At 68.4% G+C, this 26,855-nt stretch carries 21 protein-coding genes and 1 pseudogene; 7 read left to right on the top strand and 15 right to left on the bottom strand.

The window, feature by feature from the left end; translation table 11 throughout:
* Window positions 1-126: 126 nt before the first annotated feature.
* From ACIPTO_RS15975 to ACIPTO_RS15955, 5 genes are all read right to left on the bottom strand, one after another.
* The gene (locus tag ACIPTO_RS15975) at window positions 127-1,032 is read right to left on the bottom strand and encodes a carbohydrate ABC transporter permease (protein WP_401192248.1); all 906 of its coding nucleotides are present in this window, start codon (window positions 1,030-1,032) and stop codon (window positions 127-129) included.
* Entirely contained in the window at window positions 1,029-1,916 is an 888-nt protein-coding gene (locus ACIPTO_RS15970; protein ID WP_401192245.1) for a carbohydrate ABC transporter permease, read from the bottom strand. Before ACIPTO_RS15970 ends, ACIPTO_RS15975 begins: the two co-directional genes overlap by 4 nt.
* A gap of 10 nt (window positions 1,917-1,926) precedes the next feature.
* Window positions 1,927-3,261: an ABC transporter substrate-binding protein gene (locus tag ACIPTO_RS15965; RefSeq protein WP_401192242.1), complete on the bottom strand. Its 1,335-nt coding sequence runs from the start codon at window positions 3,259-3,261 to the stop codon at window positions 1,927-1,929.
* A gap of 427 nt (window positions 3,262-3,688) precedes the next feature.
* A complete protein-coding gene (locus tag ACIPTO_RS15960) occupies window positions 3,689-4,702 on the bottom strand; it encodes a hydroxyacid dehydrogenase (protein WP_401192240.1) in 1,014 nt (337 codons plus the stop codon).
* Window positions 4,703-4,885: 183 nt separating this feature from the next.
* A complete protein-coding gene (locus tag ACIPTO_RS15955) occupies window positions 4,886-5,905 on the bottom strand; it encodes a LacI family DNA-binding transcriptional regulator (RefSeq protein ID WP_401193619.1) in 1,020 nt (339 codons plus the stop codon).
* A gap of 245 nt (window positions 5,906-6,150) precedes the next feature.
* On the opposite strand from ACIPTO_RS15955, the gene ACIPTO_RS15950 reads away from it, so the two are divergent.
* Both ACIPTO_RS15950 and ACIPTO_RS15945 read left to right on the top strand, forming a co-directional pair.
* Complete coding sequence (locus ACIPTO_RS15950; RefSeq protein WP_401192237.1) at window positions 6,151-7,992, top strand: glycoside hydrolase family 36 protein; 1,842 nt, start codon at window positions 6,151-6,153, stop codon at window positions 7,990-7,992.
* A gap of 15 nt (window positions 7,993-8,007) precedes the next feature.
* Window positions 8,008-8,361, top strand: coding sequence for a hypothetical protein (locus ACIPTO_RS15945; RefSeq protein ID WP_401192234.1), 354 nt, complete (start codon window positions 8,008-8,010; stop codon window positions 8,359-8,361).
* Between the two features lie 52 nt (window positions 8,362-8,413).
* Here ACIPTO_RS15945 and ACIPTO_RS15940 read toward each other — a convergent pair whose 3' ends face one another.
* A complete protein-coding gene (locus tag ACIPTO_RS15940) occupies window positions 8,414-9,043 on the bottom strand; it encodes an SMI1/KNR4 family protein (RefSeq protein WP_401192231.1) in 630 nt (209 codons plus the stop codon).
* A 289-nt stretch (window positions 9,044-9,332) separates the two neighbouring features.
* On the opposite strand from ACIPTO_RS15940, the gene ACIPTO_RS15935 reads away from it, so the two are divergent.
* Window positions 9,333-9,833: a hypothetical protein gene (locus tag ACIPTO_RS15935; protein ID WP_401192229.1), complete on the top strand. Its 501-nt coding sequence runs from the start codon at window positions 9,333-9,335 to the stop codon at window positions 9,831-9,833.
* A 279-nt stretch (window positions 9,834-10,112) separates the two neighbouring features.
* Here ACIPTO_RS15935 and ACIPTO_RS15930 read toward each other — a convergent pair whose 3' ends face one another.
* From ACIPTO_RS15930 to ACIPTO_RS15920, 3 genes are all read right to left on the bottom strand, one after another.
* A complete protein-coding gene (locus ACIPTO_RS15930) occupies window positions 10,113-10,826 on the bottom strand; it encodes a DUF4142 domain-containing protein (RefSeq protein ID WP_401193617.1) in 714 nt (237 codons plus the stop codon).
* 650 nt (window positions 10,827-11,476) lie between these two features.
* On the bottom strand, window positions 11,477-13,219 hold the full coding sequence (locus ACIPTO_RS15925; protein ID WP_401192226.1) for an endo-1,4-beta-xylanase: 1,743 nt from the start codon (window positions 13,217-13,219) through the stop codon (window positions 11,477-11,479).
* 383 nt (window positions 13,220-13,602) lie between these two features.
* Window positions 13,603-14,169, bottom strand: a complete 567-nt coding sequence (locus tag ACIPTO_RS15920) for a DUF4232 domain-containing protein (RefSeq protein ID WP_401192224.1) — start codon at window positions 14,167-14,169, stop codon at window positions 13,603-13,605.
* 608 nt (window positions 14,170-14,777) lie between these two features.
* Here ACIPTO_RS15920 and ACIPTO_RS15915 point away from each other — a divergent pair.
* Complete coding sequence (locus ACIPTO_RS15915) at window positions 14,778-15,122, top strand: hypothetical protein (protein WP_366325757.1); 345 nt, start codon at window positions 14,778-14,780, stop codon at window positions 15,120-15,122.
* Window positions 15,123-15,685: 563 nt separating this feature from the next.
* Entirely contained in the window at window positions 15,686-16,066 is a 381-nt protein-coding gene (locus ACIPTO_RS15910) for a hypothetical protein (protein WP_366325755.1), read from the top strand.
* Between the two features lie 445 nt (window positions 16,067-16,511).
* Here the strand turns inward: ACIPTO_RS15910 and ACIPTO_RS15905 are convergent, their stop codons facing one another.
* Window positions 16,512-17,297, bottom strand: a complete 786-nt coding sequence (locus ACIPTO_RS15905) for a hypothetical protein (protein WP_401193614.1) — start codon at window positions 17,295-17,297, stop codon at window positions 16,512-16,514.
* Window positions 17,298-17,507: 210 nt separating this feature from the next.
* Here ACIPTO_RS15905 and ACIPTO_RS15900 point away from each other — a divergent pair.
* Window positions 17,508-17,732, top strand: a pseudogene (locus ACIPTO_RS15900) (hypothetical protein); the annotation flags it as partial.
* Between the two features lie 137 nt (window positions 17,733-17,869).
* Here ACIPTO_RS15900 and ACIPTO_RS15895 read toward each other — a convergent pair.
* Window positions 17,870-18,742, bottom strand: a complete 873-nt coding sequence (locus ACIPTO_RS15895; protein WP_401192221.1) for an alpha/beta fold hydrolase — start codon at window positions 18,740-18,742, stop codon at window positions 17,870-17,872.
* 124 nt (window positions 18,743-18,866) lie between these two features.
* Here ACIPTO_RS15895 and ACIPTO_RS15890 point away from each other — a divergent pair, with 124 nt between their 5' ends.
* Complete coding sequence (locus ACIPTO_RS15890) at window positions 18,867-19,286, top strand: MarR family transcriptional regulator (protein ID WP_366325767.1); 420 nt, start codon at window positions 18,867-18,869, stop codon at window positions 19,284-19,286.
* Window positions 19,287-19,506: 220 nt separating this feature from the next.
* Here ACIPTO_RS15890 and ACIPTO_RS15885 read toward each other — a convergent pair whose 3' ends face one another.
* From ACIPTO_RS15885 to ACIPTO_RS15870, 4 genes are all read right to left on the bottom strand, one after another.
* The gene (locus ACIPTO_RS15885; RefSeq protein ID WP_401192219.1) at window positions 19,507-22,383 is read right to left on the bottom strand and encodes an AAA family ATPase; all 2,877 of its coding nucleotides are present in this window, start codon (window positions 22,381-22,383) and stop codon (window positions 19,507-19,509) included.
* Window positions 22,384-22,629: 246 nt separating this feature from the next.
* The gene (locus ACIPTO_RS15880) at window positions 22,630-24,039 is read right to left on the bottom strand and encodes an acyltransferase (protein WP_401192217.1); all 1,410 of its coding nucleotides are present in this window, start codon (window positions 24,037-24,039) and stop codon (window positions 22,630-22,632) included.
* A gap of 7 nt (window positions 24,040-24,046) precedes the next feature.
* On the bottom strand, window positions 24,047-25,267 hold the full coding sequence (locus tag ACIPTO_RS15875; protein WP_366325745.1) for a cytochrome P450: 1,221 nt from the start codon (window positions 25,265-25,267) through the stop codon (window positions 24,047-24,049).
* 63 nt (window positions 25,268-25,330) lie between these two features.
* Entirely contained in the window at window positions 25,331-26,554 is a 1,224-nt protein-coding gene (locus ACIPTO_RS15870; protein ID WP_401192214.1) for a cytochrome P450, read from the bottom strand.
* Window positions 26,555-26,855: the final 301 nt, after the last annotated feature.

Raw genomic sequence — 26,855 nt, 5'->3', positions numbered from 1 at the left:
CTCGGACATGCTGCGGCTCCGCGGTGGGTTGGAGACAGGGAGGAAGGCGACTTCCGACCGGGCGAAGGTGTGGTGTCGGTGTCGGTACCGGGGCGCGTGCACCACGCGCTTATCGGGGCCCAGGTGTCACTTGAGGGCTCCCAGGGTGACGCCGGTGCGCCAGTAGCGTCGCATCGCGATCATCATCACGGCCATGGGGATGATGGAGAGGAGTGCGCCGGTCAGGACCAGGCCGGTGAGGTCGACGCCGGATTCGAGGCGTTTGCCGGTCCAGTTGTAGAGGCCGATGGTGAGGGTCCAGTTGGTCTCGCCGCGCAGGACGGTCAGGGGGAGGAAGAAGGCGTTCCAGGTGTTGACGAAGGCGAGCAGGAAGACGGTCGCTGCGCCGGTGGTCATCATGCGCAGGACGATGCTGAGGAAGATCCGCAGTTCGCCGGCGCCGTCCAGTCGTGCGGCTTCGAGGAGTTCGAAGGGGATGGTGGCCTCGGTGTAGACCTTGGCGAGGTAGACGCTGAAGGGGTTGATCAGGCAGGGGATCAGCATGGCCCAGGGGGTGTCGACCAGGCCGATGGTCGAGAACATCAGGTAGAGCGGCAGGGTCAGCAGGGCGATGGGGATGAGGAAGGAGCCGATCACGCAGGCGAAGACCGTGCTGCGGCCGGGGAAGTCGAAGCGGGCGAGGCCGTAGCCGGTGGCGAGGGCGATGAGGGTGCCGCCGAGGGAGCCGATACCGGCGTAGAGGAGGGAGTTGGCGGTCCAGCGCAGGAAGATGCCGTGGTCGTAGGTGAAGACCTGGCGGATGTTCTGCCAGAGGTGCATGCCGGAGAACCAGAGGCCGTTGCTCTGGTAGAGGGCTGTGCGGTTCTTGGTGGCGGCGACGATCAGCCACCACACGGGGAAGAGGCTGTAGGCGCTGGCCAGGGCGAGGCCGGCGAGGAGGAAGCGCTGGCCGCCGCGTGAACGGGCCGCCGGATCGGGTGTGTTGAGGCGGCGGAGCTGGCGGGTGCTGCGGCGTTCTTCGGTGAGGGTCATCCGTGGGCCTCCTTCGCGGTGAGCCGGTAGAAGAGGAAGGAGGCGAGGCCGAGGAGGAGGGCGAGGAGGACGGAGAGGGCTGCCGCGTAGTGGTAGTTGCCGGCGTTGAAGGCCTGGTTGTAGATGACCATGATCGGTGTGAAGCTGTCGTCGACGGTCTGCGGGGTGACGTTGCGGAACAGGGCGGGTTCGTTGAAGATCTGCAGCATCTGGATGATGGAGAGCATCCCGGTCAGCACCAACGCGCCGCGTATGTAGGGGATTTTGATGCTGGTCGCGATGCGGGTCTCGGAGGCGCCGTCCAGCCGGGCCGCTTCGAACAGCTCGCGGGGGACGCCCTGGAGCGCGGCGTGGATGATGACCATGTTGTAGCCGATGCCGTGCCAGGTCAGCAGGTTGCCGATGGACGGCCACACCATCGACGGGGCGAAGAAGTTCCAGGACAGCCCGAAGACTCTGCCCAGCGGGGTCAGCGGTCCGACGTCCGGGCTGTACAGGTTGATCCACACGATGGCCGCGACCACCCCGGGGATCATGTACGGCACCAGGAGAAGGATCCGGAAGCGGCCCGCCGCCCTGGCGGACAGTGCGTCGAGGAACAGGGCCAGGAGCAGGCTGGCGAGCAGCATCAGCGGGATCTGCACGCAGGCGAACACCACCACGCGCAGGACCGCGTTCATGAACGCCGCGTCGGTCAGGCCCTGCTGGTAGTTGTGCAGGCCGGAGAACGTGTCGGTGCTGCCGCCCAGGCCGAGTCCGGAGGACTGCGCACGGTACAGGGACTGGTAGAGGGCGTAGCCGATCGGGATCAGGTAGAGGAAGACGAAGCCGAGTTGGAAGGGCACCGTGAACGCGGCGCCCTTCCAGCGCTGGGAGCGGATCATCGGTGCCGCCTCAGCCCTTGACGCTGATACCGCGGGACTTCAGGTCCTGGACCGTCCATTCCTGCATGTGCGCCAGCAGATCGGTGACCTTCTCCTGCTTGCCGACCACCTTGCCCCACTGGGTCTGCAACTCGGTGAACATCGCGGTCCAGTCCGGGCCGAACACCCAGTCCGACGTCACGGTGCCGAGGCTGTCGGTGACGACCTTCTTGGCAGGTTCGTAGTTCGTGCCCAGCAGCTTCTGCGAGATGGCCTCATCGACGTAGGAACTGCTGTCGGCCAGCGCCGGCATCACCCCGCTGCCGGTGGTGGGGCTCGCCATCGTCTTCACAGCACTGTTGTCGGTCGACAGCCACAACGCGGCCTCGGCGGCCTGCTGTTGGTGTGCGCACTGCTCGGTCACCAAGTTCATTCCGCCACTCTGGTTCGTCCCGGCGGGCGTCTTGGCCGCCTCGCCCGCGAACGTCGGCCAGGGCGACAGCGCCCAGTCGCCGAAGGAGTCGGTGAAGTTCTGCACCATGCCGGACATCTGCCAGGTGGAGATCTGCCGGGTCGCGGTGCCGCCGTTGTCGAAGTTGCGCTGCACGGCCGCGTAGTCGGCGAACGACAGCGTGGAGTTGAGGTCGTCGTCGATGATGTCCTGGATCACCTGGGCGGCCTTGAGGCTGCCCGCGTCCTGGAAGTCGACCTTCCAGGCGTCGCCGTCGATCGCGTACCAATGGGCGCCCGCCTGCATCGCAAGCACTTCGAGGGTGCTGGGGTCCTCACCGGCATAGTTGGTGATCTTGATGCCGTGCTTCGTGAGGACCTTGCCCGCGGCGATGAACTCGTCCCACGTCGTCGGCGCCTTGAGGCCGTACTTCTTGAAGACGTCGGTACGGTAGATCGTGAACGCCGGTGCGGAGCTGGTCGGAACGCCGTAGATCTTGCCCTGCACCTGGACACCGGCCCAGGAACCGGCGTTGAACTTGCTCTTGCTGGGCTCGACGTACTTTGTGATGTCGGCGAGCGCGCCCTGCGAGACCCAACTCGTCACGTACTCCGCCGTGTTCTGCACCAGGCAGGGGGCACTCTTGGCCTTGAGCGCGTTGCTCAGCTGCTTCTGGATGGTCAACTGGTCGGTGACCTTGGTGTACTTGAGCTTGACGTCCTTGTGCGCGGCGTTGAACTCCTTGACCAGGGCCTCCTGGCCGTTGGCCCAGCCCCAGAACTGAAGGGTGACCGGGCCGGAGGAGGTCGAGCCGCCGGAACCGCCCGACCCGCCGCAGGCGGTGAGCAGACCGGCCAGGGCGGCACCCGCGACGGCGGCGTGCAGAACTCTTCCACGAGGGCTGTTGGGCTTCATCGACCATGATCCTTCGGACTGTGCGCGCCCTTGAACGAACAAGGGGACCGCGAGAATTGGGGGAGGGGCTGGAGCGGAATGCGGCTCGGAACGGGCCGTACGCGACCGGAAGACCGCGGTCGTCGTAGTGGGCGAGCCACCCGGCAAGCGGTGTAGTAATCGGTTGCTATGGAAGCTAAGTCACACTGGCGCCGCCCATCAAGGGGTGAAGTCCAAAAAGTTACGGCGACTTGTCCGGTGTGTTAGCGCTGGCAGCTCGGTCCGTGAGCTGGATCCGCGAGGTTTTCGCAGATGGTGGCCACCTGAAGCGTCCAGCGGCCGTCAGGAATGCCCTGGTGAGGGCTGACGGATTCACTGGGGGTGGTGTGGGCGAGGTGGACCGTCTCGTCGTAAACGATTACTGCGCTCAGTGTCCTGCGCTGCGGTCTCAAGCCACCCGTGCGAGGTCTGTGCGGTGCACCTCGTGTGCCAGGGGCAGGCCGGCGGCCACGCGTTCCAGTTCCTCGACGACTATGCGCCCGAGCCGCCCCAGTTCGTTACCGAGAGAGCCGGCGATGTGCGGCGTGAGGACCACGTTGGGCAGTGTGTACAACGGCGAGCCCGCGGGCAGGGGTTCGGGCTCGGTGACGTCGAGCACCGCTTGGAGCCGGCCTCGTACCAGCTCTTCGGTGAGCGCTTGGTGGTCGACCAGGGCGCCCCGGGAGGTGTTGATCAGCACGCCCCCGTCACGGATCAGGGCGAGACGGGTCCGGTCGAGCATGTGACGGGTCTCGGGGATGTCGGGGGCGTGCAGGCTGACGATGTCGCTCTGGCGCAGCAGATCGTCCAAGGGGAGGAGCCTGGCGCCCAGTTCGACGGCCTCGGTCGCCTCGACATACGGGTCGTACAGCAACACCTCGAAGTCGAACGGGCGCAGCAGCTCCAGGAGTCGTCGGCCTACCCGGGAGGCGCCGATGACGCCGATCCGGCGGCCGACGTTCCCGACGGCCGCTGTGTCGGCGGGGGTCGGGTAGACATGGGAGCGGCGGAACCGCTCGCGCAGGGCGAAGGTGTCCTTCCCTGCGAGCAGGATCATCGCCAGCGTGTACTCGGCGACCGGGACGGCGTTGCCGGTGACGGCGCTGGAGACGGTGACACCGTGGTCCCACAGTGCCCCGCCCACGAGTGAGCGTACGGAGCCGGCGGCGTGCAGCACCGTGTGCAGCCGGGGCGTGCGGGTGAGGGTGTCCGCACCGAGGTGAGGGGAGCCCCAACCGGTGATCAGGATGTCGGCATCGGCCAACGCCGCCTCGGCAGCGGGGTCGGTGAAGTCGCGTACGACGAGCGCGGGCTCGATCCGGGCGGACGACCTGAGTCGGTTCATGAGCGATGTCGGGAACAGGAGCGGAAGGTGTACCGGATCCAGGGCGAACACGGCCTTGGGCGACTGGGCGCTGAGCATGGGTCTCCTGATGTGCGTGCGACGCATAGAAAACGTTTGCTGCACACCGTAGGCACGCCCGTGAGAGCTGGTCAATCGGTAGGAAGTGACGAATGACGCCGGGGCGTTCGGCCTCCGGCGTGGGTCGGTGCGGAACTCGGCACCGAGCCGAGCAGGTCTCTAAGCGGGGGACGGACGCGCCCGCTACCAGTCGAGGCGCTTCACCGACTGACGGATGACCAACTGGGTGCCGAGCACGACGTCGTCGTCGGTGAGGGTGTCCCCGCGCGCCAGGGCCATGCGTACGGCGGTACGGCCGAGTTCCTCGTAGGGCACTCGGACCGTGGTGAGCGACGGCGTCAGGTCGCTGGCGAAGGGGACGTCGTCGAAGCCCACGACGGAGATGTCTCCCGGTACGTCGAGACCCGCCTCGCGCAGTGCGGCCAGGGCGCCGAGCGCGACCATGTCCGAGGCGGCGAACACCGCCGTGAACTCCAGGCCGGTGCGGAGCGCGTCCCGCGTCCGGACAAAGCCCGAGGCTCGGGTGTAGGTCCCGGTGGTGTCCAACTCCTCGACATGCTCGGCGCCGTGCGCGCGCAGGGCGTCCCGGTATCCGGCCCGGCGCTCGTCGGAACTGCTCAACCCGCTCTCGCCCCCGAGGAACAGCACCCGCCGATGTCCGTAGGCGAGCAGATGCGAGGTGGCCTGGAAGGCGCCGCCCCGGTTGTCGTAGTCCACGACGGTCACCGGGAGCCCGTCCTTCGGTGCCGGGCGACCGACCAGCACGAGCCGCGAACCGGCGGCGTCGAGTGCCTTCGCGTATCCGGCCATGCGCCGTACGTACGCCTCGTCGGGGACGACGCCGCCCACCAGAAGGACGGCCGCCGCGTGCTGCTCGCGCATGAGCTGGACCAGGTCGTCCTCGCGCGCCGAGTCGTCGTGCGTGGCGCACACCAGGCTCAACCTGCCCCGGTCCGCGGCTTCTTGTTCCACTCCGGCGGCGACATGGGCGAGCGAGGGGCCGGTGATGTCCTTCATGACCAGGGCGACCGGACCGGCGACCCCACCCGAGAGTGCCTTGGCGTGCACGTTGATCACGTAGTGCAGGGACTCGACCGCCGCCATGACCCGGGCCCTGGCCTCGTCCGACACCGGGTAGTTGCCGGCCAGCGCGCGGGAAACGGTTGCCACTGAGACGCCTGCCTTGACGGCGACGTCCCGAATCGTGCTGGGGCGCTCCTTGGAAGCCTGCTGCGGCTCGGTCCGCTTGCGTTTCTGCCCCGTGCGAGTGGTTGACCGATCGCTTTTCCGGTTGTCCGTCACGGTCCGACGTTACTGCATGGCGGGTGTCTTGCCGTGCGGCGGGAGGCAGGGCTAGCGTAACGAATCCAGTAACCGTTTACTTTCCTCGTCGACATGCCCTGTTCTGCCTCCTACTTCCTACCCCTACTCCACGGCCGGAGCGCTCCATGTCCCTCACCTTTCTGCGCTGGGGCAGCGACGAGTTGTCGCTGCTCATCTCCCTCGACCCGGCCGGCCCCCCACGTCTGTTGGCCGTGGGCGAGGTCTCCGGTCTGCCCGATCCCGAGCGAGAGGCCGAGATGTGTGCGCGGCTCGCGCGGCGGGCGTTGCCGCTGGTCGAGATACAGACCGCGGGCGGTGGAAGGTTGGGCACATCCGGCAAGCGGCACGTCGACGGTGCGCTTTCCCGGACCCTGCGCTGTGTCGGTCATGAAGAGGACGTGGGCGACGGCGGGGCGCGGGGAGAGCCGGTGCGAACGTTGCGCGTCCGGATGGCGGACGAGGCGACCGGCCTACGGGTGACTGCGGTGTACCGGCTACGTCCCGGCCTGCCTGTCCTGCACGCCGAGGCGCTCGTCCGGAACGCGGGCGACGCGCCGGTGACGCTGGAGTACGTGTCCTCCTTCGCCGTGTCCAACCTCGCCAGGCAACTCCCTGCCGACGAGCGGTGGGAGGACGGACTGTCACTCTGGCTCGCCGCCAACCCGTGGAGCGGAGAGTTCCGTTGGTCGCGCGCGACCCTGGCCGATCGGGGGCTGTACGACGTCGGGATGGTCGCGTTCGGCCAGACCGGTTCGAAGAACCGGGTCGCCGTCACCAGCACCGGCTCATGGTCCTCGTCCGAACACCTGCCGATGGGCTGTCTGGAGGAGACGGCGACCGGCCGCGCCCTGTGCTGGCAGATCGAGCACAACGGTTCCTGGCACGCCGAACTCGGCGACCGCTACGACGACTTGTACCTCACCCTGTCCGGCCCCAGCGACCGCGAACACCAGTGGCGCCGCCGTCTCGCCCCCGGCGACTCCTTCCGTACGGTCCCGGCCGCGCTGGCCGTCGTGCCGGAAGGCGGTCTGGAGGCGGCGGTCGGCGCGCTGACAGCACACCGGCGCGCCACCCGCCGATCCCACCCCGACCTCGACCAACTCCCCGTCGTCTTCAACGACTTCATGAACAGCCTGATGGGCGAACCCAGTACCAAGGCGCTGCTGCCCCTGATCGACGCCGCCGCGACTGCTGGGGCCGAGGTGTTCTGTATCGACGCGGGCTGGTTCGACGACGAACCGCCTGGCACGGTCGGGCCGGGGGGAGTGCCGGGCTGGTGGGACGCGGTGGGGGAGTGGCAGGAGTCGCCGACCCGGTTCCCGGACGGGATCGGCGAGGTGATCGGCCGGATCCGCGAAGCGGGGATGGTGCCCGGACTGTGGCTGGAGCCAGAGGTCGTGGGAGTGCGGGCAATGGCCGCGACCGAGCTGCCGGACGAGGCTTTCTTCCGGCGGGATGGCATCCGCTTGGTGGAGTGGGGCCGGCATCAGCTCGACCTGCGGCACCCGGCCGCCCGGACGCACCTCGACAGCGTCGTGGACCGGTTGGTGCGTGATTACGGCGTCGGATACCTCAAACTCGACTACAACATCGACATCGGCGCGGGGACCGACGGACCGACGGGCAGTGACAGCCCCGGTGACGGGCTGCTCGGCCACAACCGCGCGTATCTCGACTGGCTCGACGGTGTTCTCGACCGCCATCCCGGCCTGGTCCTGGAGAGCTGCGCGGCCGGCGGCAGCCGCACCGACCACGCCACCCTCTCCCGGCTGCCCATCCACTCGGTCACCGACCAGCAGGACTTCCGGTTGATCCCCGCGACCGCCGCCGCCGCGCCCACCGCCGTCACGCCGGAACAGGGCGCGATCTGGGCATACCCGCAAGCCGAGCACACCGACGCCGATCTCGGCATGGTGTTGGTGTCGGCCATGCTCGGACGGATACATCTCAGCGGACGCCCCGATTAGTTGACAGACCATCAAATGAACCTCGTACGCGAGGCGTTGATCACCTACAAGAGCTACCGCCACCTCCTGCCCGACACCCGCCCGCACTGGCCGCTGGGCCTGCCGGGCTGGCGCGACGGCTGGCTCGCCCTGGCGCTGGTCGCGCGGAACGGGACGATACTGCTCTCCCTGTGGCGCCGGGGCGGGGCACCTCCGGCGGTAACGGTCCCACTGCCCGGAGCCGTCGCGGACGCGCGGCCGTATGTGCTGTTCGAGGCCGGGGCGCAGGCGGGCGTCGAATGGGACGAGGGTGGTCGGGCGCTACGGGTGGACCTGCCGGTCGAGGAGTCCGCGGTATTGATCGCGGTTGAAGGGGCAGGGCACGGTTGATCCGCTTGTCCGTCTGCACGCGACAGCAGGCTGTGTTGCAGCACCTTAGGGATCAGGACCACACCACCAGCTCGTCCTGGACTGACGCCCGATACCCACGTGTCAGAGCACTGTTTCCCTGTCCGTTCAGCGCACTGTTTCCCTGTCCGTGTTCCAGAACGTCTGCCACGCCGGTCAGCAGTTGTTCCAGCGATGAGGCGTAAACCTTGGCGTACGCGGTCTCACGGTAGGCCAGCACGGGGATGCTTCGGTCGGTCTGCCCGGCGTCCAGGATCACCCCGTAGTGGCCATCCGCCGCGGCCAGCACCGGAATCCATGACGGCTTCCACCAGTCCTCGTCGCCGATGTCGTGGGCGATGCGGAGGTGGTCCCGATACCGGTTGATGATGCTTTGGGAGTCGAGGAATACCTCACCGCCGGGGAACATGTTGGAGTCCACGTGGGGGATGAGCTGGAAGCCTCCGGGGATCGCGATTCTGGAGTCCTTGGTGGTGCTGCCGTTGTTCAGGCGCAGCCACGTTTCCAGGGGATCCGGTATGTGGAATCCCAGGGAGTCGTTCAGGTGGTGGATGTCGGCGTCTGTGGCCGGGGGGTTGAGTGCTCGTGCGCTGGCCGGTGCGTTCCGCTCCAGCCATCGGACGATCCTGGTCCACGATGAGGTGACGTCGTATGCGTAGGACATGAAGCTATTTTCAGACCCGGGTTTGTTGATGATGATCTCTGAGAACGGCTCTGACCGGAGTTCCGTGACCGATCTTGAGTCTGGTGTCGTGCCAGGGTGAGGTAGAGCGCCGGGAAGGAGGGAGCCTCGGTGCCTGGGCGGGGTCGGGGTGAACAGATTGGTGGCAGCAGAGTCTCAAGGCGCTGTGAAGAGGCCGGCGCGGGTCGACTGAGAGCTGATGCCCCTGGAAGGTGTCGGGTCGCTGCGATTCGGCATGCCTATCACTGAGGTCGCCGCGATGCTGCCGGGCATGGCCGAACTGCGCCGGTTCCGGGCCGACCCATCGTTTTGGGAAAACCTGGGTGTGGAGTTCGGTACTGAGTGTGCGGAGCCCGCCGTTTACGCTTACTTCGCCGAGGGCCTGCTGTTCTGCGTCGCGGTCGATGCAGTGCACGGCCCACAAGTGACGCTCTGGGGAAGAGATTTAATCGCTTGCGTTCCGGCCGACCTGGAGCGGTTCCTCCTGCATGCTCACGATTGTGAGGTGCTGAACGTGAGGTACGTTCCGCGGGGAAACCTTGGAGCTGAGGGGCTCGGCTTGGTCGTACGGGTACAAGAGGCCGCCGGAAACGTCGTGACCCGGCCGGTCATGGTGGCCCGGGTTTGGGCCGACCGCTGCACTGACGACTGGGAAGGCGCGATCCCGGAATGCGAGTGGGTGGGCCGTCAGTGGACGTACCCCGGTCATTCAGCGCATTGGCCCCCGCCTGGCTATGCGCCGAACTGGGGTGACTGGCAGCCCCCGTTCTAGCTCTGTCAGCTCTCCAACAGCAAGCCAGGGGGTGACGGCCTGACGCCTTGCGTCCGGGATACCGGAACCTGCGCGCGCTGGGGCAGTAGCGGTTCCAGACGGTCCAACAGCTCATCTGCCACGATCCACGGAGATGTCTTCATACTCAGCCGAAGACCCAACTCCCGCCCCAGACATGGCGGTCAGGACCGATCCACCTCCTTGTGTCAGCCGTTGTCAGCGCTGTTACGGTCCCTCAGTTTTTGGGTGAGGTCGGGCGCTGAGCTGTTTCAGTCCTGTTCAGCTGATCGCAGCGATGTCTGCCGGAGTTGAGGTGGCGCCAGGTGGCGGGGTGAGGACGGTCATGGGCTGGCCGAGGGTTGGCGGGGGTGGGGTCAGGGCGGACGAGGGGAGATCGGGCGGGGTGGTCTGTCGCAGGAGGGTCTGGTCGAAGTTGACCAGGCCTGTTTTTTCCATGACGGTGATGTGGTCGAGCACCGTGTCGTTGGCCTGGTCGGCGAGGGCGCGGACGAGTGTGTTCTTGGTGGTGGAGCGGATTTTCGCCACCGTGTTGAAGATGGATCCGTGTGTCATTCGCAGGATGTTGGCAAAGTCCGAATCGAACTGCTCGCGGGTGTCTGTCGTCAGTGAGGTAACGAAGCCCTGTTGCTGGGGGCTTGCGACGTTGGGCAGCATGATGTTCAGCATTGGCGCTATCTTGCGGCAGGTGGTGTCCAGTGCGGAGTGCCCGTCGATAAGGTGCCGGCTTGCAGTGATGACGGCTGTTGTAGTGCCTTTCTGCAGGCCGAGCTGGCCGACCGGGTATTCCCACAACCCGGCCGCGCGGACCTTCACGACGAAGTCCCGGTCCGATTCGGTCAGAGGGCCCCACGCCGTTTGCGCAATGATGGTGTCGTGCGAGGCGGGGGCAGCGCTGGCACCCGGTGTGCCCGGGTAGACGAAGGCCGCGACCGCAAGACTCACGGCGCCGCCGACAATGAAGGCTCCCGTCATGTTCCACGAGAAACGCACTGGGTCTCCTGCAGGTCGTAGGTCCGTCCGGGGACGGGTGCAACCAGCGGTACGCACGTAGCGCGCATGTGACTCGACGAGTCTGGCAAAAAATCTGCGGATTCTGGCTGAAGTTGTGCCAACGGAAAGTGCCAGGTAACTAGAAGGCGGCAATGGGCGGCGTGTGACGGGTGGAGGCAACCTGGGAGGCCGACGCCGCTCGCAGCTGTCGTCCGGGGAGCAGGGATCCGGGGGTCCCAGACAGGGGGCTTGTGCGGTTGGCCCTTCCACGGCCGGTGGTCCGGCGCTGTGTTGGTGCTGTCGTGGTCGGTGTGGCGCTGACCTCGGCTTCGGGGTGCACGGTTCCCGTTGGTGCCGTTGCTGGCATCTCCGTGAGGGCTGACGGTCGTCTGCTCGGTGTGATGATGGTGGCTTCGACCGGCCGAAACGAGGCTGTACACCTCTCGGTGGATCTCCGCGGACAGTCGGTTTCGTAAAGCGCTACTCCTACCTGCGTTGAATCCCAGGTGGCATCGCTCTCGTGCGACCGTGGCCTGCTCAACTTCGCCGCCCTCAAATGTCTTTGGCGGAACAAGACGCTCTCTGACTCTCACTGCCATCGACACCAAGCCGAGAGATCGCACCTTCATTGTTCACGTCTCGTCAAAGGTCTCGAGCAGGCGCTCGTACGCCACCTTCGGCCGCAAGGCCGCGTCCCACGGGAGGGAGTCGGTCGTGCGCGGAGGATAGATCTTGGTGTCGGCGGTGGAACCGTACCGGTCGGTGAATCCCCATGTGGAGAACGATGTGCAGTTCGGCTCCTCCAGGCAGACCCGCAGTTTGTCCGCCATCTCATCAGCCTGGGTCTGCCGCCCGTACTCCTCGTCTTCGCCTATGGGGACGTCCATCTCCGACACCCGCGCCTGAACCCCGAGTTCCGCCAGATCACGTACATGGCTGCGGAAGGTCTCCGGGTCGATGCGGTCGCTGGGTGCGTACTCATGGTTCTGGAAACCCACGCCGTCGATCGGTACGCCGCGTTCCTTGAGCCGTTCGACCAGATCGTAAAGGGCGTCCCACCGCTCGCCTTCCTCCTCGACGCCGTACTCGTTGAGGAACAGCCGTGCTTTTGGATCGGCCCGGTGAGCGGCCCTGAACGCCTCGTCGATGTACTCCTCGCCCATGGCCTCGAACCACGGGCTCTGCTCGGAGCGCAGACCGAGATCCCCGTTGGTGTAGCTCTTCTCGTCGTCGGACATGGGCTCGTTGACCACATCCCATTCCGCGACTTTTCCCTTGAAGTGCCCGGCGACCATGGCGATGTGCCGGAGCATTGTCCGGCGCACATCCTCGGGGTCGTCGTTCTCCCGCATCCAGTCGGGCAGGGCCTCGTGCCAGACGAGGGTGTGCGCATGCACCTTCATGCCGTTTGCGCGGGCGAAGCGTATGAGCAGGTCCGCGTCGCGGAAGTCGTAGACGCCCCGGCGCGGGTGGAGGAACTGTGGTTTGAACGCGTTCTCAGGAGTGAGCATCGAGAACTGGCTCCCCGCGAGCGCCCGGTAGCGTGAGTCGGTGAGCAGCGGGTTCTCGGCCAGGGCGGTGCCGACGTCGAACGGCCGCCCCACGTCTGCGGCCCGCGCACGCAGCGAGTCGTGGGACTGCTCCTGGCGTAGCTGCGGCGCCTTGATCACGCGGAGGGAGTCACCGCTCTCCGGCCTCGCGGTCAGTTGTGTCAGACGCCATCCCTCGCGCCGCTCGTCCTCGCCCGCGTCCGCCTCCAGACCGAACCAGACGGTGCCCTCGGCGAACACCCCTGGGTCCTGCACGGTTCCCAGCTGCCGACCGTCGGCTTTCACGCGGAACGTGTTACCGATGCTCGATATGGCGAGCTCCACCGTGCCGGAGCAGCCGCAGTCGAAATCCTTGGAGACGGCAGGCTCATCGCCCTCGCCGTCCCATATCTGTACCTTCACTTGTCCGTCGCCGGTCACGCCGACGCGGAGTGAGGGGCGCTCCTGCCGCCATTCGTCGTAGATGACCGGTACCTGTCCGTACAGCCGCAGCCATGAGCCGCCGTCGTGGTCACCCACCCCGGACATGCGCGCGGTGACGGTGAAGTCGCCATCGGACCTGAGATGCGGGCCGGCCAGGTTCAGCGGAGGGTTGGGCTGGCCGCCGGAGGAGTCCTGCTCCACGATGCGCCGATCCAATGCGCTGACCCGCAGGATGCCGTTCCGCTCGGTGGTGCCCGGCATCTGCGTCCAGTCGTGGTTCCGCAGCAGGTCTTGGTCGTTTCCGCCGCCCGCGCCTTCGTCATGCCCCGTACAGCCGGCCGCCACCGCCATGACGAGCACCACGGCGGTCAGTCGCTGCCACGTCCCCCCACCGAGGTCCACGGTCCCTCCCACTCTCTCGTACGAGACGGGATCAACGTCTCGAAGCCGGGCCACAGTTCATCACGCATGGGTACGGCGGCCTTGAGCGGTAGGCACAAGTTCGTGTGGCGGAGGTCGGCGGTGGTAACTCCGGCGAACTGGTCGGCGTTGGTCGGCTGTGCGTGAGTCGGCGTGCTCTGCCAACTGTCCCGCGCCACTGGATCTCCATCGTTTGCCATCGGGCTTTGACGGAGGTGGGTTTGTGTCATCGGGGGTTGGCCGGCGACTCGGTGCACCGAGGGTGCGCCGAGTCGCCGACCTGAAGTGATGCACCGTTCCTTGTAAGCAAGTGAGTCAGGCTTCGCAATCGTCATGCAGGCCGCTCTATGTGTGAGGACAGTTAGTCAGGAAGGCTTGACCGACGAGACCGGAGTGACGGTCACCTTGTTGTCGCACTCGGCCCACCACCCGTCGTTCAGTGCGACCTGGTGCTTCCCGGAGCGCGGCAGCCCGATAACCATGGTCGGGAAAGCCTTCGGGGCCTTGCCCGACACGCAGTAGCCGTCGCCCTCTCCCTGGACCTGGACGAAGGTCAGCTTCACCCACGCTTTGCCGTGCGGCCGGACCGTCACGGTGGCCGCACGGCCGGTGGGGGTGACCTTGAGTGGGGTGTTGTGGGAGGGGGAGCCGTTGCCGGCGCCCGCGACCGTCGGGTGACCCTTCAGGACGCACGTTTTCCTGGAGACGTTGGCGAACTGCACGACCGCCGCCCCGGTCCCGGTCCCCACGGGCCGGTGAGCGGCTTGCCATGCGCTGACCTGGAGTGCGGAGGCCGTGCAGGCGGGCGCGGTGGCTGTCGTGGCGCTGGCCGCCATGGCGGCGCCGGGCAGGGTGACGATCACCGCCGCCGCTACGGCCGTGACCGCTGTCGTAGCCAGAGCCGCCCTGCGAATGCCGTTGCTGTGACGCATGTTGTCGTCCCCCTGAGTCGTCGCGTCCGCGGGTTTCGGTCGTTGTTGCCCCGCGGTACGCGTGATCGTTGTACGTGAATGCAGAGCGGGCGGGAGAGCATCAGGGTTCCGTGCGGCAACTACTTGTGACGTGATGGTGACGACGGGTTGCGCCTGACGGATGACCGTCAGGGCAGACAGAAACGCCTTCAGCGAGCTGCAAACGCTGGCCCGTCCCCGTCCCCGTCCCCATCCCCGTGCCTGTCCCGGTTGCCGGATCAAGCGCCGGGCGCTGCTGTGAGGCACCGGAAGGCTGTCGTGCGCCGGGGCGGCAGCGCGAGGCGAGAGGTTGAGCGCGCCTGACTCTGTTCGGTCTCGCAGCGGCTGTTGAAGCCCTGGTGCGGCTTCTCGCGGAGATGGGCGGTATCGCGCGGCGCGGCTCATTCTGGTGCGCCGCACGCGTTGGCGGTCAACGAGACCGCTGTCGCGATCACCGACACACAGCCCGAACACGCCCGCCCATCCTGCGTACCGCTCCGGCCCCGTAGCCGGCGCTGGCGCCCGTGGTGCGGCCTGTGCCGCCGGGGACCGACTCGCTGGCGGCCTGGTCGACGTAGGTGGTACATAACGTGCCCGGTGCGGCGCGTACACGGTCCTCGGTCCGTGCCGATGTCGTGCTGCGCGCCCCGAAGGCCGGACTGCCGGTCCTCTCGGTCGAAGTCGACCCCGGCACTCGGATGGGGAAACAGGCGCCGAAGAACCAGATGAACACCGTAATGAACCTGACCCGCATGAACTGCTCGGGCCGGTACGAGGACGTGGGCAGGGACTTCGGAGAGGAACGCGGGGACGGTTACTACGACTTCGCCGACGCGATCCCGCTGCTGGTCACCACTCTGGCCGTGTTGAGGGTGCACGGTCCGCTTGGTGCGGCGCGGCGCTGCGGCCAATGGGAGCCCTCGCCGACGCCCTAGCCAACACCCAGGGTTGTAATGTCTGGCACCAGCGCGACGAAGAGCACCGACGCCTGCGCGACGCACGGGACGGACAACAGCGGGAAGTGGCCCGCGCCACGACATGGGGCCAGCACCTCGTCGCCGAGGCGACGCCCCCGCTCTTGGCCGTCCCGCCCGCTGTCATGGCGGCGCCGTGTGAGCGTTGCGGCCAGCTCCTCACGTCTGCGCATGGCATCGAGGCTCCCGAGCCGGACGGACGTCACTGCGCCACTTACCGGACCGACCTCGCACTCCAGCCCCCCCCGACAGCACTCCTGAAGGCTCTGTTCGGGGGCGTGCCGTACATAGCCCGGGACGGGGCCCAGCGGCTGACTCGTTGTTTTTCTTCTGACTCCGGTCGGTTGTCCCGTCCGGCCAACGGGTTGACCAATGTCAGCGAGATCCCAGCTTGCACTGGGTTTCCCGGCCGATCCCAAGCGGGCAACGGGAAACCCGTCGACCCTGGAGGTCCCCCGGGACATGCTGATCCCGTCAGCATGAAGACGGCCTGCGGTGACGCAGGAGACCTACCAGGGGGAAACATGCGCAAGAGCATCAAAGGTGCCGCTGCCGTCGCGGTGGCGACCGCTGCCGCGGCCGTGTTGAGCGTCGGCACGGCGGAGGCGAAGCCCGCCGCGGACTCCTGGGGCACCTGCCCTGGCGGAGCCGTGTGCATCTTCCCGGAAGGTGTGAACCCGGGCAGCAGCCAGACCAGCCCCACCAACACGTACTGGAGCTATGGGGCCCACAACCTCAGCGGCCAGTACGGCTGGCACTGGGTCTACAACAACCAGACCGGCGGCGCCCACGCCCACCTCTGCAAGGGCTACAACGGCGTCAACTGCGACTTCGACATGCGACCCGGCGTGGCCTACTGGGTCGACCTGGGCCCCGTGAACTCCATCAATCTCGACCGCCCGTAACACTCGAAGCCCCGGGGCCGGTATCGCTCACAGCGGTATCGGCCCCGCCGCGTGGCGCGATGCTGCGGAATCCCTCTCCGGGAGCCGGGAGCCGGGAGCCGGACCGTAGGGGCAATGAGGCAGAGCACGGACACCTGCCGGGGGAGCGGGCCGCGTACATGCTGGGAAACGGACAGCCCACCGTACGCGCCGCCCGAATCCCACCACTGCCGGGTCGCTGACCGAGCTGCGCGTCGGATGGAGGGCATCGGCGATCCGGGCGTTCGGCGTCGACCTCTTCTCCGGGCTTGCCGTGAGTGCGCGGGCGGCAACCAGGTGGTGTGGGCCCGGGTGCGGCCAGTGGTCGACGTCGTCCTGGTGGCCGTGGACACCGTGTCGAGCACGGCCGGATGATGACCGCCGATCTGCGCACCCGCAGCATGCGGCGCTGCGGCGCCCCGGTCCGTCACCTCACGTCGACGAAGTCGCCTGCGGCCGTGGCCGGGCCGGTGGTGGCGGTGCCGGTGAAGACGAAGCGGAAGTAGCCGTCGGTCTTCGCCTTGGTGGTGGTCTTCAGCGAGCCGCCGGATCCGCTGGTGACGGTCTTCAGCGTGGTGTAGACGGAGCTGCCCTTCTTGCGGAACTGGAGCTGAACCGGCCGGTCCTGGTAGCCGGTGTGGCTGCCGCTCTCCCAGTTGGCGCGGGTCAGCTTCCCGGTCACCGTGATCGTCCTGCCCTTCTTCACCGGCTCGGGCGAGGCGTTGACGGCCACCTTGGCCGACCGCTTGATGTCGGCCGTGCCGACGACGTCGGTCTCCGTCCAGTCGTCGCTGGTGTCCTGCGCCCCGGCGAGCACCTTCCAGGCACCGGCGAGGGCGTTGTGGTCGACGTCCCGTACGGCGTCCACGGTGAAACTCACTCTGCAGGTGGAGGTGGTTGGGTCGGCCGCCGAGACCACGCAGGTACCCATCGGCGGGTACTGCGGCAGGATGCCGTCCGCGTCGTCGGTGTTGGGGCCGTGCCACAGATAGGCCCAGGACGCGGTGATGCCCTCCGGGTCCTGGGCCGTCCACGTGATCGTGACGGTTTTTCTGGTGGTCGGGCCGAGCACGATGTCCTTGCCGCCGTTGACCACGACATGCGAGAACGTGGTGCTGCCGGCGGCAGTCGGGTCCGCCGCGTGTGCGGTGGCCGGAAGCACAGACACGGAAAGGGTGGCCGTCAGGAAAGTGACGGCGACGGTCGGGCGCATGCGCATGAAGTCCCCCTCGGGACGCCGGGTTCGCCGTTTCCCCGTGTACGACGGAACCTGATGGTGTGTCATCGGTGGCTAGACCCGCGAGGTGTGCTCCCGGTTGCCCTGCCGGCGATACGCGTAACGCGTTGTGGGTTCCCGGGCACCCCCATACGGGCACGAGCCATGCCTCTACGTCTTCGCATGCGCCGAGGGCTGCCAGCAGCAATGTGCGCGCGTGACAAGGCCGCGATCAGCGCTCTTCGTACCCTCCTTGCCGCGCTCGACAACGCCGAGGCGGTGCCCGTGGAGGAGACCGCGCCGCGCGGCTTGGCCCTTGGGCAGTCGCCGGTCGGTGCCGGCGTCACCGAAGCGGCCCGGCGTGAACTGGGCGAGGACGACGTGGTCGGGGTCGTGAAAGCGGTAACGGCCGAACGACTCTATGCCGCGGCGTAGTTGACCGCTTCCGCTCCCGCTCTCACCGGCTCTAACAAAAGCGGTTGATCATGCGACCGTCGGCTTGATCGGTTGCTGATCTGGAGCTAAACGACAGTCGATTTCAGGATGTGGTTCCCGGGGCGGGCTGAGGCTCAGTCACCGGATCGTTCCAGGAAGCCGGCGAGGCTGCGGTTCGCCCCAGGCGGGAGGGCGTGCGGAAGCGCGTGATGGGAGACATTCGGCAGCACGGTCGTTGTGACGTGCGGCAGCAGCGCCTCGGCGCGGGCCGCCACCTTGGAGGGGTCATGGGTCCTGCTGCTTCCGGCGAGGAGCAGCAGGACCGGCAGGTTCAGGCCGCGGAGCGCGGCCGGCGCCGGGCGCGGCCCGGTTACGGGTCGGAGAGAGGGGAAACCGGCGGCTGCCTCTTGGAGGGCGAGCCAGTCGGGATCGAGGGCGGAGCCTTTGGTCTCCCACTCCAGGAAGGCGCGGACTCGGCGTGGGGTGTTCCGCAGCAGTATGGGCAGTGCGTGCAGCAGGTAGGCCGGGCTGAACCCGGCGAAGCACTGGGTCGGGTCCAGAAGGGTCAGGCGGCGTATCCGCTCGGGCGCGTGCATGGCGTGATGCAGCGCGATCCAGGCGCCGTACGAGTGTCCGCCCAGGTCGGTCTCAGCGACTCCGAGGCCGTCGAGGAGCGCGTCCAGCCAGGCCGACAGGTCGGCGACCGTACGGGGGCGGCGGTCGACGTCGGGAGTGCTGCGTCCGGGGGCGCCGATCAAGTCGACGGCGAACACCCGGTGAGTGCGGGACAGTTCGGCGGCCTGTGCGTACCAGGACGCGGAGGTTGCGCCCCCTCCGCCGGGCAGGAGGACGAGCGAGGGCCTGTCGGCCGGGCCGCATACGTTGACGTGCGTCGTGCCGAAGGGCGTGGGAACGGTCGCCGTCTCGCGAGCGGCAGGCCACTTGGCCATGACCTTGTCGTAGGCGATGAGGAAGGTGTCGGCGTCGTACGTATCGCGAGCGTTCATGAACGGCGACTCCTCTATTATCTCGCTCAGCAAGATACTTGTTGGGCGAGATACTACGTGGAGGTGGTCCGTGCCCGATCAGGAGGGTGAGGAAATCGTCGAACGAGCCGAGCCGGGGCCCGAGATGGAGATCGTCCACCTGCTGCGCGCGGTGGCCGTCGACCTGGGCAGGCACAGTGCCCGGTTCGCACAGCGCAACGGCATGCACCCCACCGACGTGCGTGCGCTGATCGCCCTGATGGACGCAGCCCGCGCCGGCGAGGAGACCACCGCAGGGCACCTCGGCGCCGCTCTCGGGCTCAACTCGGCAGGAACGACAGCACTGGTGGACCGCCTCGAACGGGCCGGGCATGTGCGGCGGGTGCGCGATGCGCGGGACCGGCGCAAGGTCACCATCGAAGTGGACGAGCGGGCGGTCGCCCTCGGGTGGTCCCACTTCGGGCCGCTCATCGACCGGGCGGTGGACCTGTTGCGGGGATACGACGAGCGGGAACTGGCTGCGGTCAGGGGCTTTCTGACGGGGATGCGGGAGGCAGCGGTTTAGGGCGACCTCGAATGTGCTGGTCACAGGCGCTCGTTGATGGCCGCGACTAGAGCGGTTGCCCCGTGACGAACCGTAAGTCTGTCGCATCTCGTGGCCGGTGCACCTGGCCGGGCACCCGGCTCCAGCCGTGGACCCACTACGGCGGCAGCAACCAGCAGGGGCAGCTGGTCAAGGCCGGCTGACGAGTCCTGGTGCACGAGCCAGGTCTCTGGGGTGGTGGCTACGGTGGGCCGTCGCCCGTGCCGGACGTCTTCATGACGTCTTTCAACTCGCGGCGGCCCGACAGGCCGAGCTTGCGGTACACCGAGGTCAGGTGTACTTCCACGGTCCGCTGGGTCACGAACAAGGTCTCGGCGATCAGAGCGTTCTTCTTGCCGTCCGCGGCGAGACGCGCGACCTGTGCCTCGCTCTGGGTGAGTGCGCCCAGCCCGTGGGAGACCGGGCGGCGAGGTCGTGCGCCGGTGGCGAGCAGAGCGCGGTGGGCGATGCCGTGCAGGGGCCAGGCGCCGATGGCGTAGGCCTCCTCCCAGCCCTGTCGGAGTACCTCGCGCGCGGCTTTCTGGTGGCCGAGCCGCTGGAGCATCTTTCCCCGGGCGACCCGCACCCGGGCGCGGACCAGGGCCGCCTGGGTGCCCATGAGGATCTGCTCGGCCTCTTCGAGGAGTGCCGGTCGCTCGTCGTTCTCCAACGCGTCGGCCCACAGGTCGAGTGCGGAACCCAGGGCGCACGGCAGGTCCGAGGCGCGGGCGCGTTCGGCGGCCTCCTCGGCCAGGGCGCGAGCGGCGTGGCGGTCACCCAGTGCGAGATGGGCGCGGCCGGTCCAGTACCACCACGGCGAGACGGCCGGGCTGATGCGCTGCCACTCCGCCTGCCGGCGGCCGCTCTCCTCAAGATGTTCGAGGGCGAGCTTAGGATCCCCCTTGGCCAGGTGCAGCCGCCCTCGGGCACACAGCACCTCGTTCCACTGCCAGGCGTAGTCCGCCACGGGGTCGGCAATCTCCGCCTCGAGCAGAGACGCTTCGGCCAGCTCGCCGCTGTCGAGGAGGGCGTGAATGCGTACCGCCAGGGGCACCGCTTCCTCCGGAGTGGCGCGCGAGACGACAACGTTTTCCAGAGCGGTGGCGGTGGTGTCGAGCGCCTCGCCGAGAGCTCCGAGGCGCTGATGGGCCTCGCCCTGGAGTCCGAGCAGGCTCGGAAACGCCTGGTCGAGCAACGCATCGGTGCCGTCGAGGAGTTGGCGGTAGACGCGTTCGGCCTCGTGCGGACGGTCCGAGTACAGGAGGGCCGAGCCGGCGATGGCGAGGAAGACCCCGTCGGTGGCCACCGCACCGCGGCTGACGACGGTACGGACGGCCGCGACCGCCTGGGCGACACGGTCCAGGCGGGCGACCGAGATGACGCTGCGGGCGGTCAGCAGCGCGCGTTCGTCCGGGGTGTCGCCGGGCAGCATGAGATCAAATGTGACGTTCTTGAGCAGTTCGGTGTACGCGGTCCGGTCGCACGTGGCCGCCATGAGCACCTGCGCCTCCATCAGCTGAGGGCGCGCGATGGCGGAGAAGGGGGCGGTGGTGTCGGAGTAGATCCGGCCCAGGAGGCCCACGGCGCTGACGACCTGCCCGTGCCGGGCGAGCGCCTCGGCCAGGACGCTCAGGGCCTGCAGGCGCAACTCGGGGTCGATCGGACGCTCCAGAGCGGTCGTCAGATGGCGGATGCTGGCCTCCGCGTCCACCCACCGTTCCGCCACGCCGAGTTCGACGAGCAGACTCGGCTCGCAGTCCTCCTCCGCGCCTTGGGGCACGCACGGTCGCAGCAGTTCCACCGCACGTCTCGGGGAGGCGCGCAGCATCGCTTCCCTGGCCGCCTCCCGCAGCACGGTCCGGGCCCAGGGCTGGGCCGCCGTTGCCGGAGAGCGGCAGAGGTGATCGGCCACGTCCGCGGCGCTCGCACCGCCGTCGTGCAGCAACCGGGCCGCCCGGCCGTGCGCGGTCGAGCGCTGTTCCTCGGACATGTCGCCGAGCACGGCGGCGCGCAGCAGGGAGTGGGCGAACGACCAGGTTCCGTCCTTGTCCGACGCGACCAGTCCGCCCGAGACCAGCGCGAGTATCGAGCGGGCGAAGACGGTGCCGTCCAGATGGGCCAGGCGGGCACACGTCTCCGAGGTGGCTCCGTCGCCGAGCACGGCCAGAGCCCGGGCGACCTCGACGGTGACCTTCTGCTGCCGGCGCAGCAGGCTCGTCGCCGGTGACCGGAAGGCCGCTCCATCGTGTCCGGAGACGGGAGAGGCGTGCGTGATGGTGTGGGGGAGGCCCTTCTCGTGCAACTCGGTGAGCAGGCGGGTCACCAGCAGGGGATTGCCATTGGTGGCGGCGAGACAGCACTCCTGGACGCTTGCGTCGCACTCGGTGCCTATGAGCCCTTGGATGAGCAGGTCGATCCCGGCCCGGGTCAGCGGCCGAGGCCGTAGGACCTGGCACAGGGGGAGGGCGGCCACCTCGTTCAGGGCCGGTGCGTGAGCGCCACTGCGGCGGGCGAGTGCCAGGAGCAGGGGCAGTCCTCCCATACGGCGCGCGGTGTGGGCGAAGAAGTGCAGCGACGCTTCGTCGGCTTCCTCCGCGTTGTCGACGACGATCATCAGCGGGCCGTTCGCGGTGGCGGACCGGACGACCTCCAGGAGTTCGGTGACCATGCAGAAGGAAATGCTTCCGTCATCGGTCTCGTGGAGGGGCAGCCCCTGTGGGCGCGTGGTGGTTCCGCCGTCCCAGGAGGCGTCCCGCCAGGCGGCCAGGGGGAGCCGGAGGGAGCCGTCGTCGAGATCGGCCAACAGGGCGTGCGCGGTGCCGAACGGGAGCCGCGGCCCCTGCTGCCCGGCACGGGTGTGCAGCACGCGCAGGTCGCGTGCCCGCCCCCGGGAGACCAGGGCCTCCAACAGCGTTGACTTGCCTATGCCGTCGGGGCCTTCGAGCATGACGAGGGCCGGTCGGCCCGCCGCGGTGCGTCGGGTCAGGTCGTCGAGGAGGGCGAGTTCGTACTCACGCTCCACCGGGTCCGGTCCGTCGGCTAGTCGGTCCACGTGACTGGCCCGGTGCGCAGAGGTCATCCTGTCCCTCTCTCCCGGAGAGCCACCAGAGCACCGGGGCGTGTGTACGCGCCCGAGGGCAGCCGACCGTACGGACCGCCCCCGTGGACGCGGAATCTCTTTCTGTGAATCATCTTTGCCTATTCGGTGCGGGGACAAGCACAAGATTGCCTTCCTCGCAGCCGCGAATTCACCGGCCCTCCTATATGTGGAGATTCTCCCCGCGGAGCCCGGCCCGTTCGCCTGAACAGGAAGAGTGGCGGGGCGTCAGGAGCCGACACGCGTGCTGCTCCGGGAGTGCAGGCGTTCCCGCCACGGCGGGGTGTCGGCGAGGACCGCGTCGGCCACGGGTAGGCAGAGGTAGACGTCCCGGCCGCCGTCCTCCTCGGGGGTGGGGGCGATGTGCACGGTCGGGACCGGCAGGTCGGGGAACTCGTACCAGAAGGGGCGTCCCGCGCCCAGGTCGATGCGGTACATCGGGAACCGCGACCAGTTGTTGACCGACAGGGACGTCGTCGACACGTCGGGTGCTCGCACCGACATCACGTGCCGGGAGACCCCTTTGCGGCGGTAGGAGTTGAGGAAGGCGATCTCGTCACGGATCTTGTCCTCGGTGTTGCTCTCCAGGCAGCGGCGCACCACGTGTGCCACGGACCCGAGAGGCGCCTCGCGCAGCTCGGCCGCGGCCAGGGACGTCCAGCTGTTGCTGACGCAGTTGCCCCAGTAGGTCGCCGGCAGTGAGTCGCCCAGCCCGTTCCGGGCGCCGGCGATCAGCCCGAGCCACTCCGGCGCTTCGGCCGGCCGGCCCCGCAACTGGCCCAGCGTTTGCCACAGATGGGCGGTCAGCGCGTCGTTCGTCGACACCCAGTCGTCGGGTGAGGTCAGGGTTCCCTGCGCCTCTGCCTTGAGGGCCGCGAGTTCCGACGGGCCGAACCGGGTCGTGACGGTGGCCAGTTTCTTGACGCCCACGCGAAGCGTGGTGGTCAGATGGCGGACCCGGCCCACGCCGATGAACGCGCGCGCGTCCCGCCGGGCGGGGTCCACGGCAGGCCGGCCGAGCGCGTCCAGGATCTCGCGGGCGTGACTGGGCGGCTCCCACTCCAGCCCGAGGTGCTCGCGCGACCAGCTCTCCAGGAAGGACAGGCTGCTGGCGCCGTCCGCGACGCTGTGGTTGATGAGCACGCCGAGGATCGATCCGCCGCCCCGCATCCGGGTCAGCCGGACCTTCAGCAGCGGGGTGTCCCGGCCCACGACACCGAAGGCGCTCACCTCGCGCAGCAGTTCCCCGATGACCGGCTCGGCCCGCAGACCGTGACCGTAATCGCGCATGGGCTCGGGGCAGGACGCCTCAGTGAACCTGACTCCGGCGTCGTTGCAGAGCACGCTCAGACCGCCGTCCGCGTCCCGCTCCAGTCGTCCGGCCAGCAGCGGGTAGCCGCGCAGTGTGCGCGCCAGGGAGTCGCGCAGGGCCGCGCCGTCGAGGGTCTCGCGGTAGAAGAAGGTGAGCGGCGTGTACCACGGACCGGTCAGCAGGTCGTAGCCCGTGAGCCGGATCCGGCGGCCGTCCGCCGTTCCGGCGCGGACGGTGTGCACCTGCTCGACGCGGCTGTCGACGACCGTGCGAAACGCGCGGACATCCTTCTTCGCCGCACGCCGCGTGGAGTTCTTGCTCGCCATGGCCGCCTCAGTCCCAGGCCACGAGCAGCTGATCCACGCCGTAGTGCACGGCGCGGTCGCGCAGCGGTACGTCCGCGGCCGGCGTCGCCAGCCGGAGCGTGGGGTAGTGGTCGAACAGGCGGCGCAGCCCGATCCGCATGCTGGCCCGGGCCAGGTGCTGGCCCAGGCACTGGTGCGCGCCGAAACCCAGCGCGAGGTGCTTGCGGGGGACCCGGGTGACGTCGAGCCGGTCGGGGTCGTCGAAGACCTCGGGGTCGCGGTTGGCCGCGGGCAGCGCCAGTACCACCGTCTGGCCGGCCTTGATCGTGACACCGCCGATCTCCACGTCCTCCAACGCGCAGCGGCTGGAACCCATCTGAGAGATCGTCAGGTAGCGCAGCAGCTCGTCCACCGCGCCTTCCTCGTACAACTCCGGGCGCTCACGCAGCAGCGCCAGCTGATCCGGGTGCTCCAGCAGGGCGAAAGCGCTCAGGGCCAGCATGTTCGGCGTGGTGTCGAGCGAGCCGCCGAGGGTGAGGACCGCCAGGTTGACCAGTTCGTCCTCGGTCAGCCGGCCGGTCGCGGAGAGACGTCCGAAGAAGTCCTCGCCCTGCTGCGCCATGCGCTCGCGCACCATCGGCCGGATGAGGGCGTCCATCGACTCCACGTGGTGGATGAACTCCTCCATCGTGTACAGGAGGGTCATGAGAACGGAGAAGTGCTCCTGGATGCCGTCCATCAGCTCCGGGGAGACATCCATCATCGAGCACACGGACCGCAGACTGACCTTCTCCGCGAAGTCCTTCACCAGGTCGGCGGGAGAGCCCTTGGCGGTCATCTCCGCCAGCGCCTCGTCGACGACCCGGGTCAGCTGAGGTTCGTACTGCTGGACCCGGCGCAGAGTGAAGTGGCCCGCCAGCAGCCGCCGGTACTTGGTGTGGTCGGGGGCGTCCATCTTCGCGAACGAGCCGGGCGGGGCGGGCTGCGGCGCGTACTCGGTCATGGGGAACGGCGGCGCGACCACGGCCGCCAGCAACTCGTTGCGGTGGCTGAAGCGGTCGTCGGCGAGGATCTGCCGGACCAGGTCGTGGCGGGTCACCAGCCAGCCCTCGGTGTCCTTGGGCGCCAGCTCGAAGGTGATGGGGCTGACCGGTTGCTCCGCGCGCAGCCGGGCGAACTCGGCGGGCGGGTCGAACGGGCACGTGCCCCGGTTCGAGGGGATCACGGGCGGCTCGGGCCTGGTCTTCATGGGATCACTCCGGCGAGAGGGGCAGGGTTCGGGAATGCGGTCGGGGACGAAGCCGAAGGGGCCTCACGCGCGCTGTACGCGCAGGGGCAGGTGCCGTGCTCCGAAGACGTTGGTGCCGTGCCAGCTGAGCCGCGCTGCGGGGTCGACGCCGATGCGCCCGTACCGGTCCAGCAGGGCCTCCAGTGCGATCCGGCCCTCCAGCCGGGCCAGCGGGGCCCCGATGCAGTAGTGGATGCCGTGGCCGAACGCGGCCTGCCGGGAGTTGGAGCGGTCCGGGCGGAACGTGTCCGGGTCCTCGAAGACCCGCTCGTCGCGGTTGGCCGACAGCAGCCACAGGTGGACGAGGGTGTCGGGGCCGATCTCCGTTCCGGCGAGCGTGGCCGTGGTCGTGGTGACCCGCTCGATCCGGGTGAACGGCGGGCGCAGGCGGAGCGTCTCCTCCAGCACCGCGGGCACCAGCGAGAGGTCGGCGCGGACCCGGTCCAGGAGTTTCGGATCGCCGTCCAGGCAGAGCAGCGCGTTGCCCACGAGCACCGAGGTGGTGATGTGGCCGGCGAGCAGCAGCAGGGTCGCGAAACTCGCGATGTCCTCGTCCTCCAGGCGCTCACCGTCGAGTTCGGCGTCGACCAGGGTGCTCAGCAGATCACCGGTGGGTTCCTTGCGCCGGGCCTCGATGAAGCCCTGGAGGTAGACGGTGATGGCGACCGCGGTCTCCTCCATCCTGCGCACGCTCTCGGGGTCCTCCGGGTCCGTGGACAGAAGCTGGTCCGCCCAGCCCTGGAACCGGTCGCGATCCTCGGTCGGGACGCCCAGCATGCGCGCGATGACCGTCACCGGCAGCGGGTTGGCCAGGGCGTCCACCAGGTCGAAGGACTCCTCCGGGGCGGCATCCAGCAACTGCCCGGTCAGTTCGGTGATCCACGGTTCGAGACCGGAGATCAGGCCCGGTGTGAACGCCCGGCTGACCAGACGGCGCATCTTGCCGTGCAGCGGCGGGTCCAGGAGCAGCAGCGTGCCGCGGGGACTCTGCTTCTCCCCGCCCGACAGCCGTCCCACCGTGTCCGAGGAGAACGTCGCCGGATCGGCGAGGATCTGCTGCACGTCCGCGTGCCGGAACACGTGCACGTTGCCGCTGCCGTCCCGCCACACCGGCCGCTCCTCCCGCATCCGCGCCAGCCAGGCCAGCAACGTGACGCCGCCGTCCGGCTCCACGGCCGGCGCGCGGTCGGACGGGAAGTCCGCCTCGGGTGTCGGGTCGAGCACGTCCGAAGTGCCTTGCTGCGCCACCCGGATTCCCCTTTCACAGCTGTCGTTCCTACGGCGGTCCCGGTCGAGTCGTTTCTTCGCCGGCGCGACCGCCGATGGTCCGGACACTCCAGCACGCCGTTCGCGAGCCGGGCCAGCGCGGGCGGCGCAGTCTAGGGATTCACCGCGTACTGGGCCGGATGATCAACCGCGCACCGGTTCCCTCGGCGCGTCCGGTGGCCGAAGTTCTGGAGGAAACCCCAGACAGAGGTCCGAGCGCGGCCGTTCTCCGGCACCGGCACCGCAGGATGGGCTCGCTCCGGTGTCCCACCGGGCGGCGGCG

Origin of the sequence: Streptomyces sp. NPDC090083, assembly GCF_044747445.1 — a bacterium.
Lineage (GTDB): Bacteria > Actinomycetota > Actinomycetes > Streptomycetales > Streptomycetaceae > Streptomyces.
The sequence above is the reverse complement of the archived record's forward strand: the minus strand, read 5'-3'. Positions and strand labels throughout refer to the sequence as shown.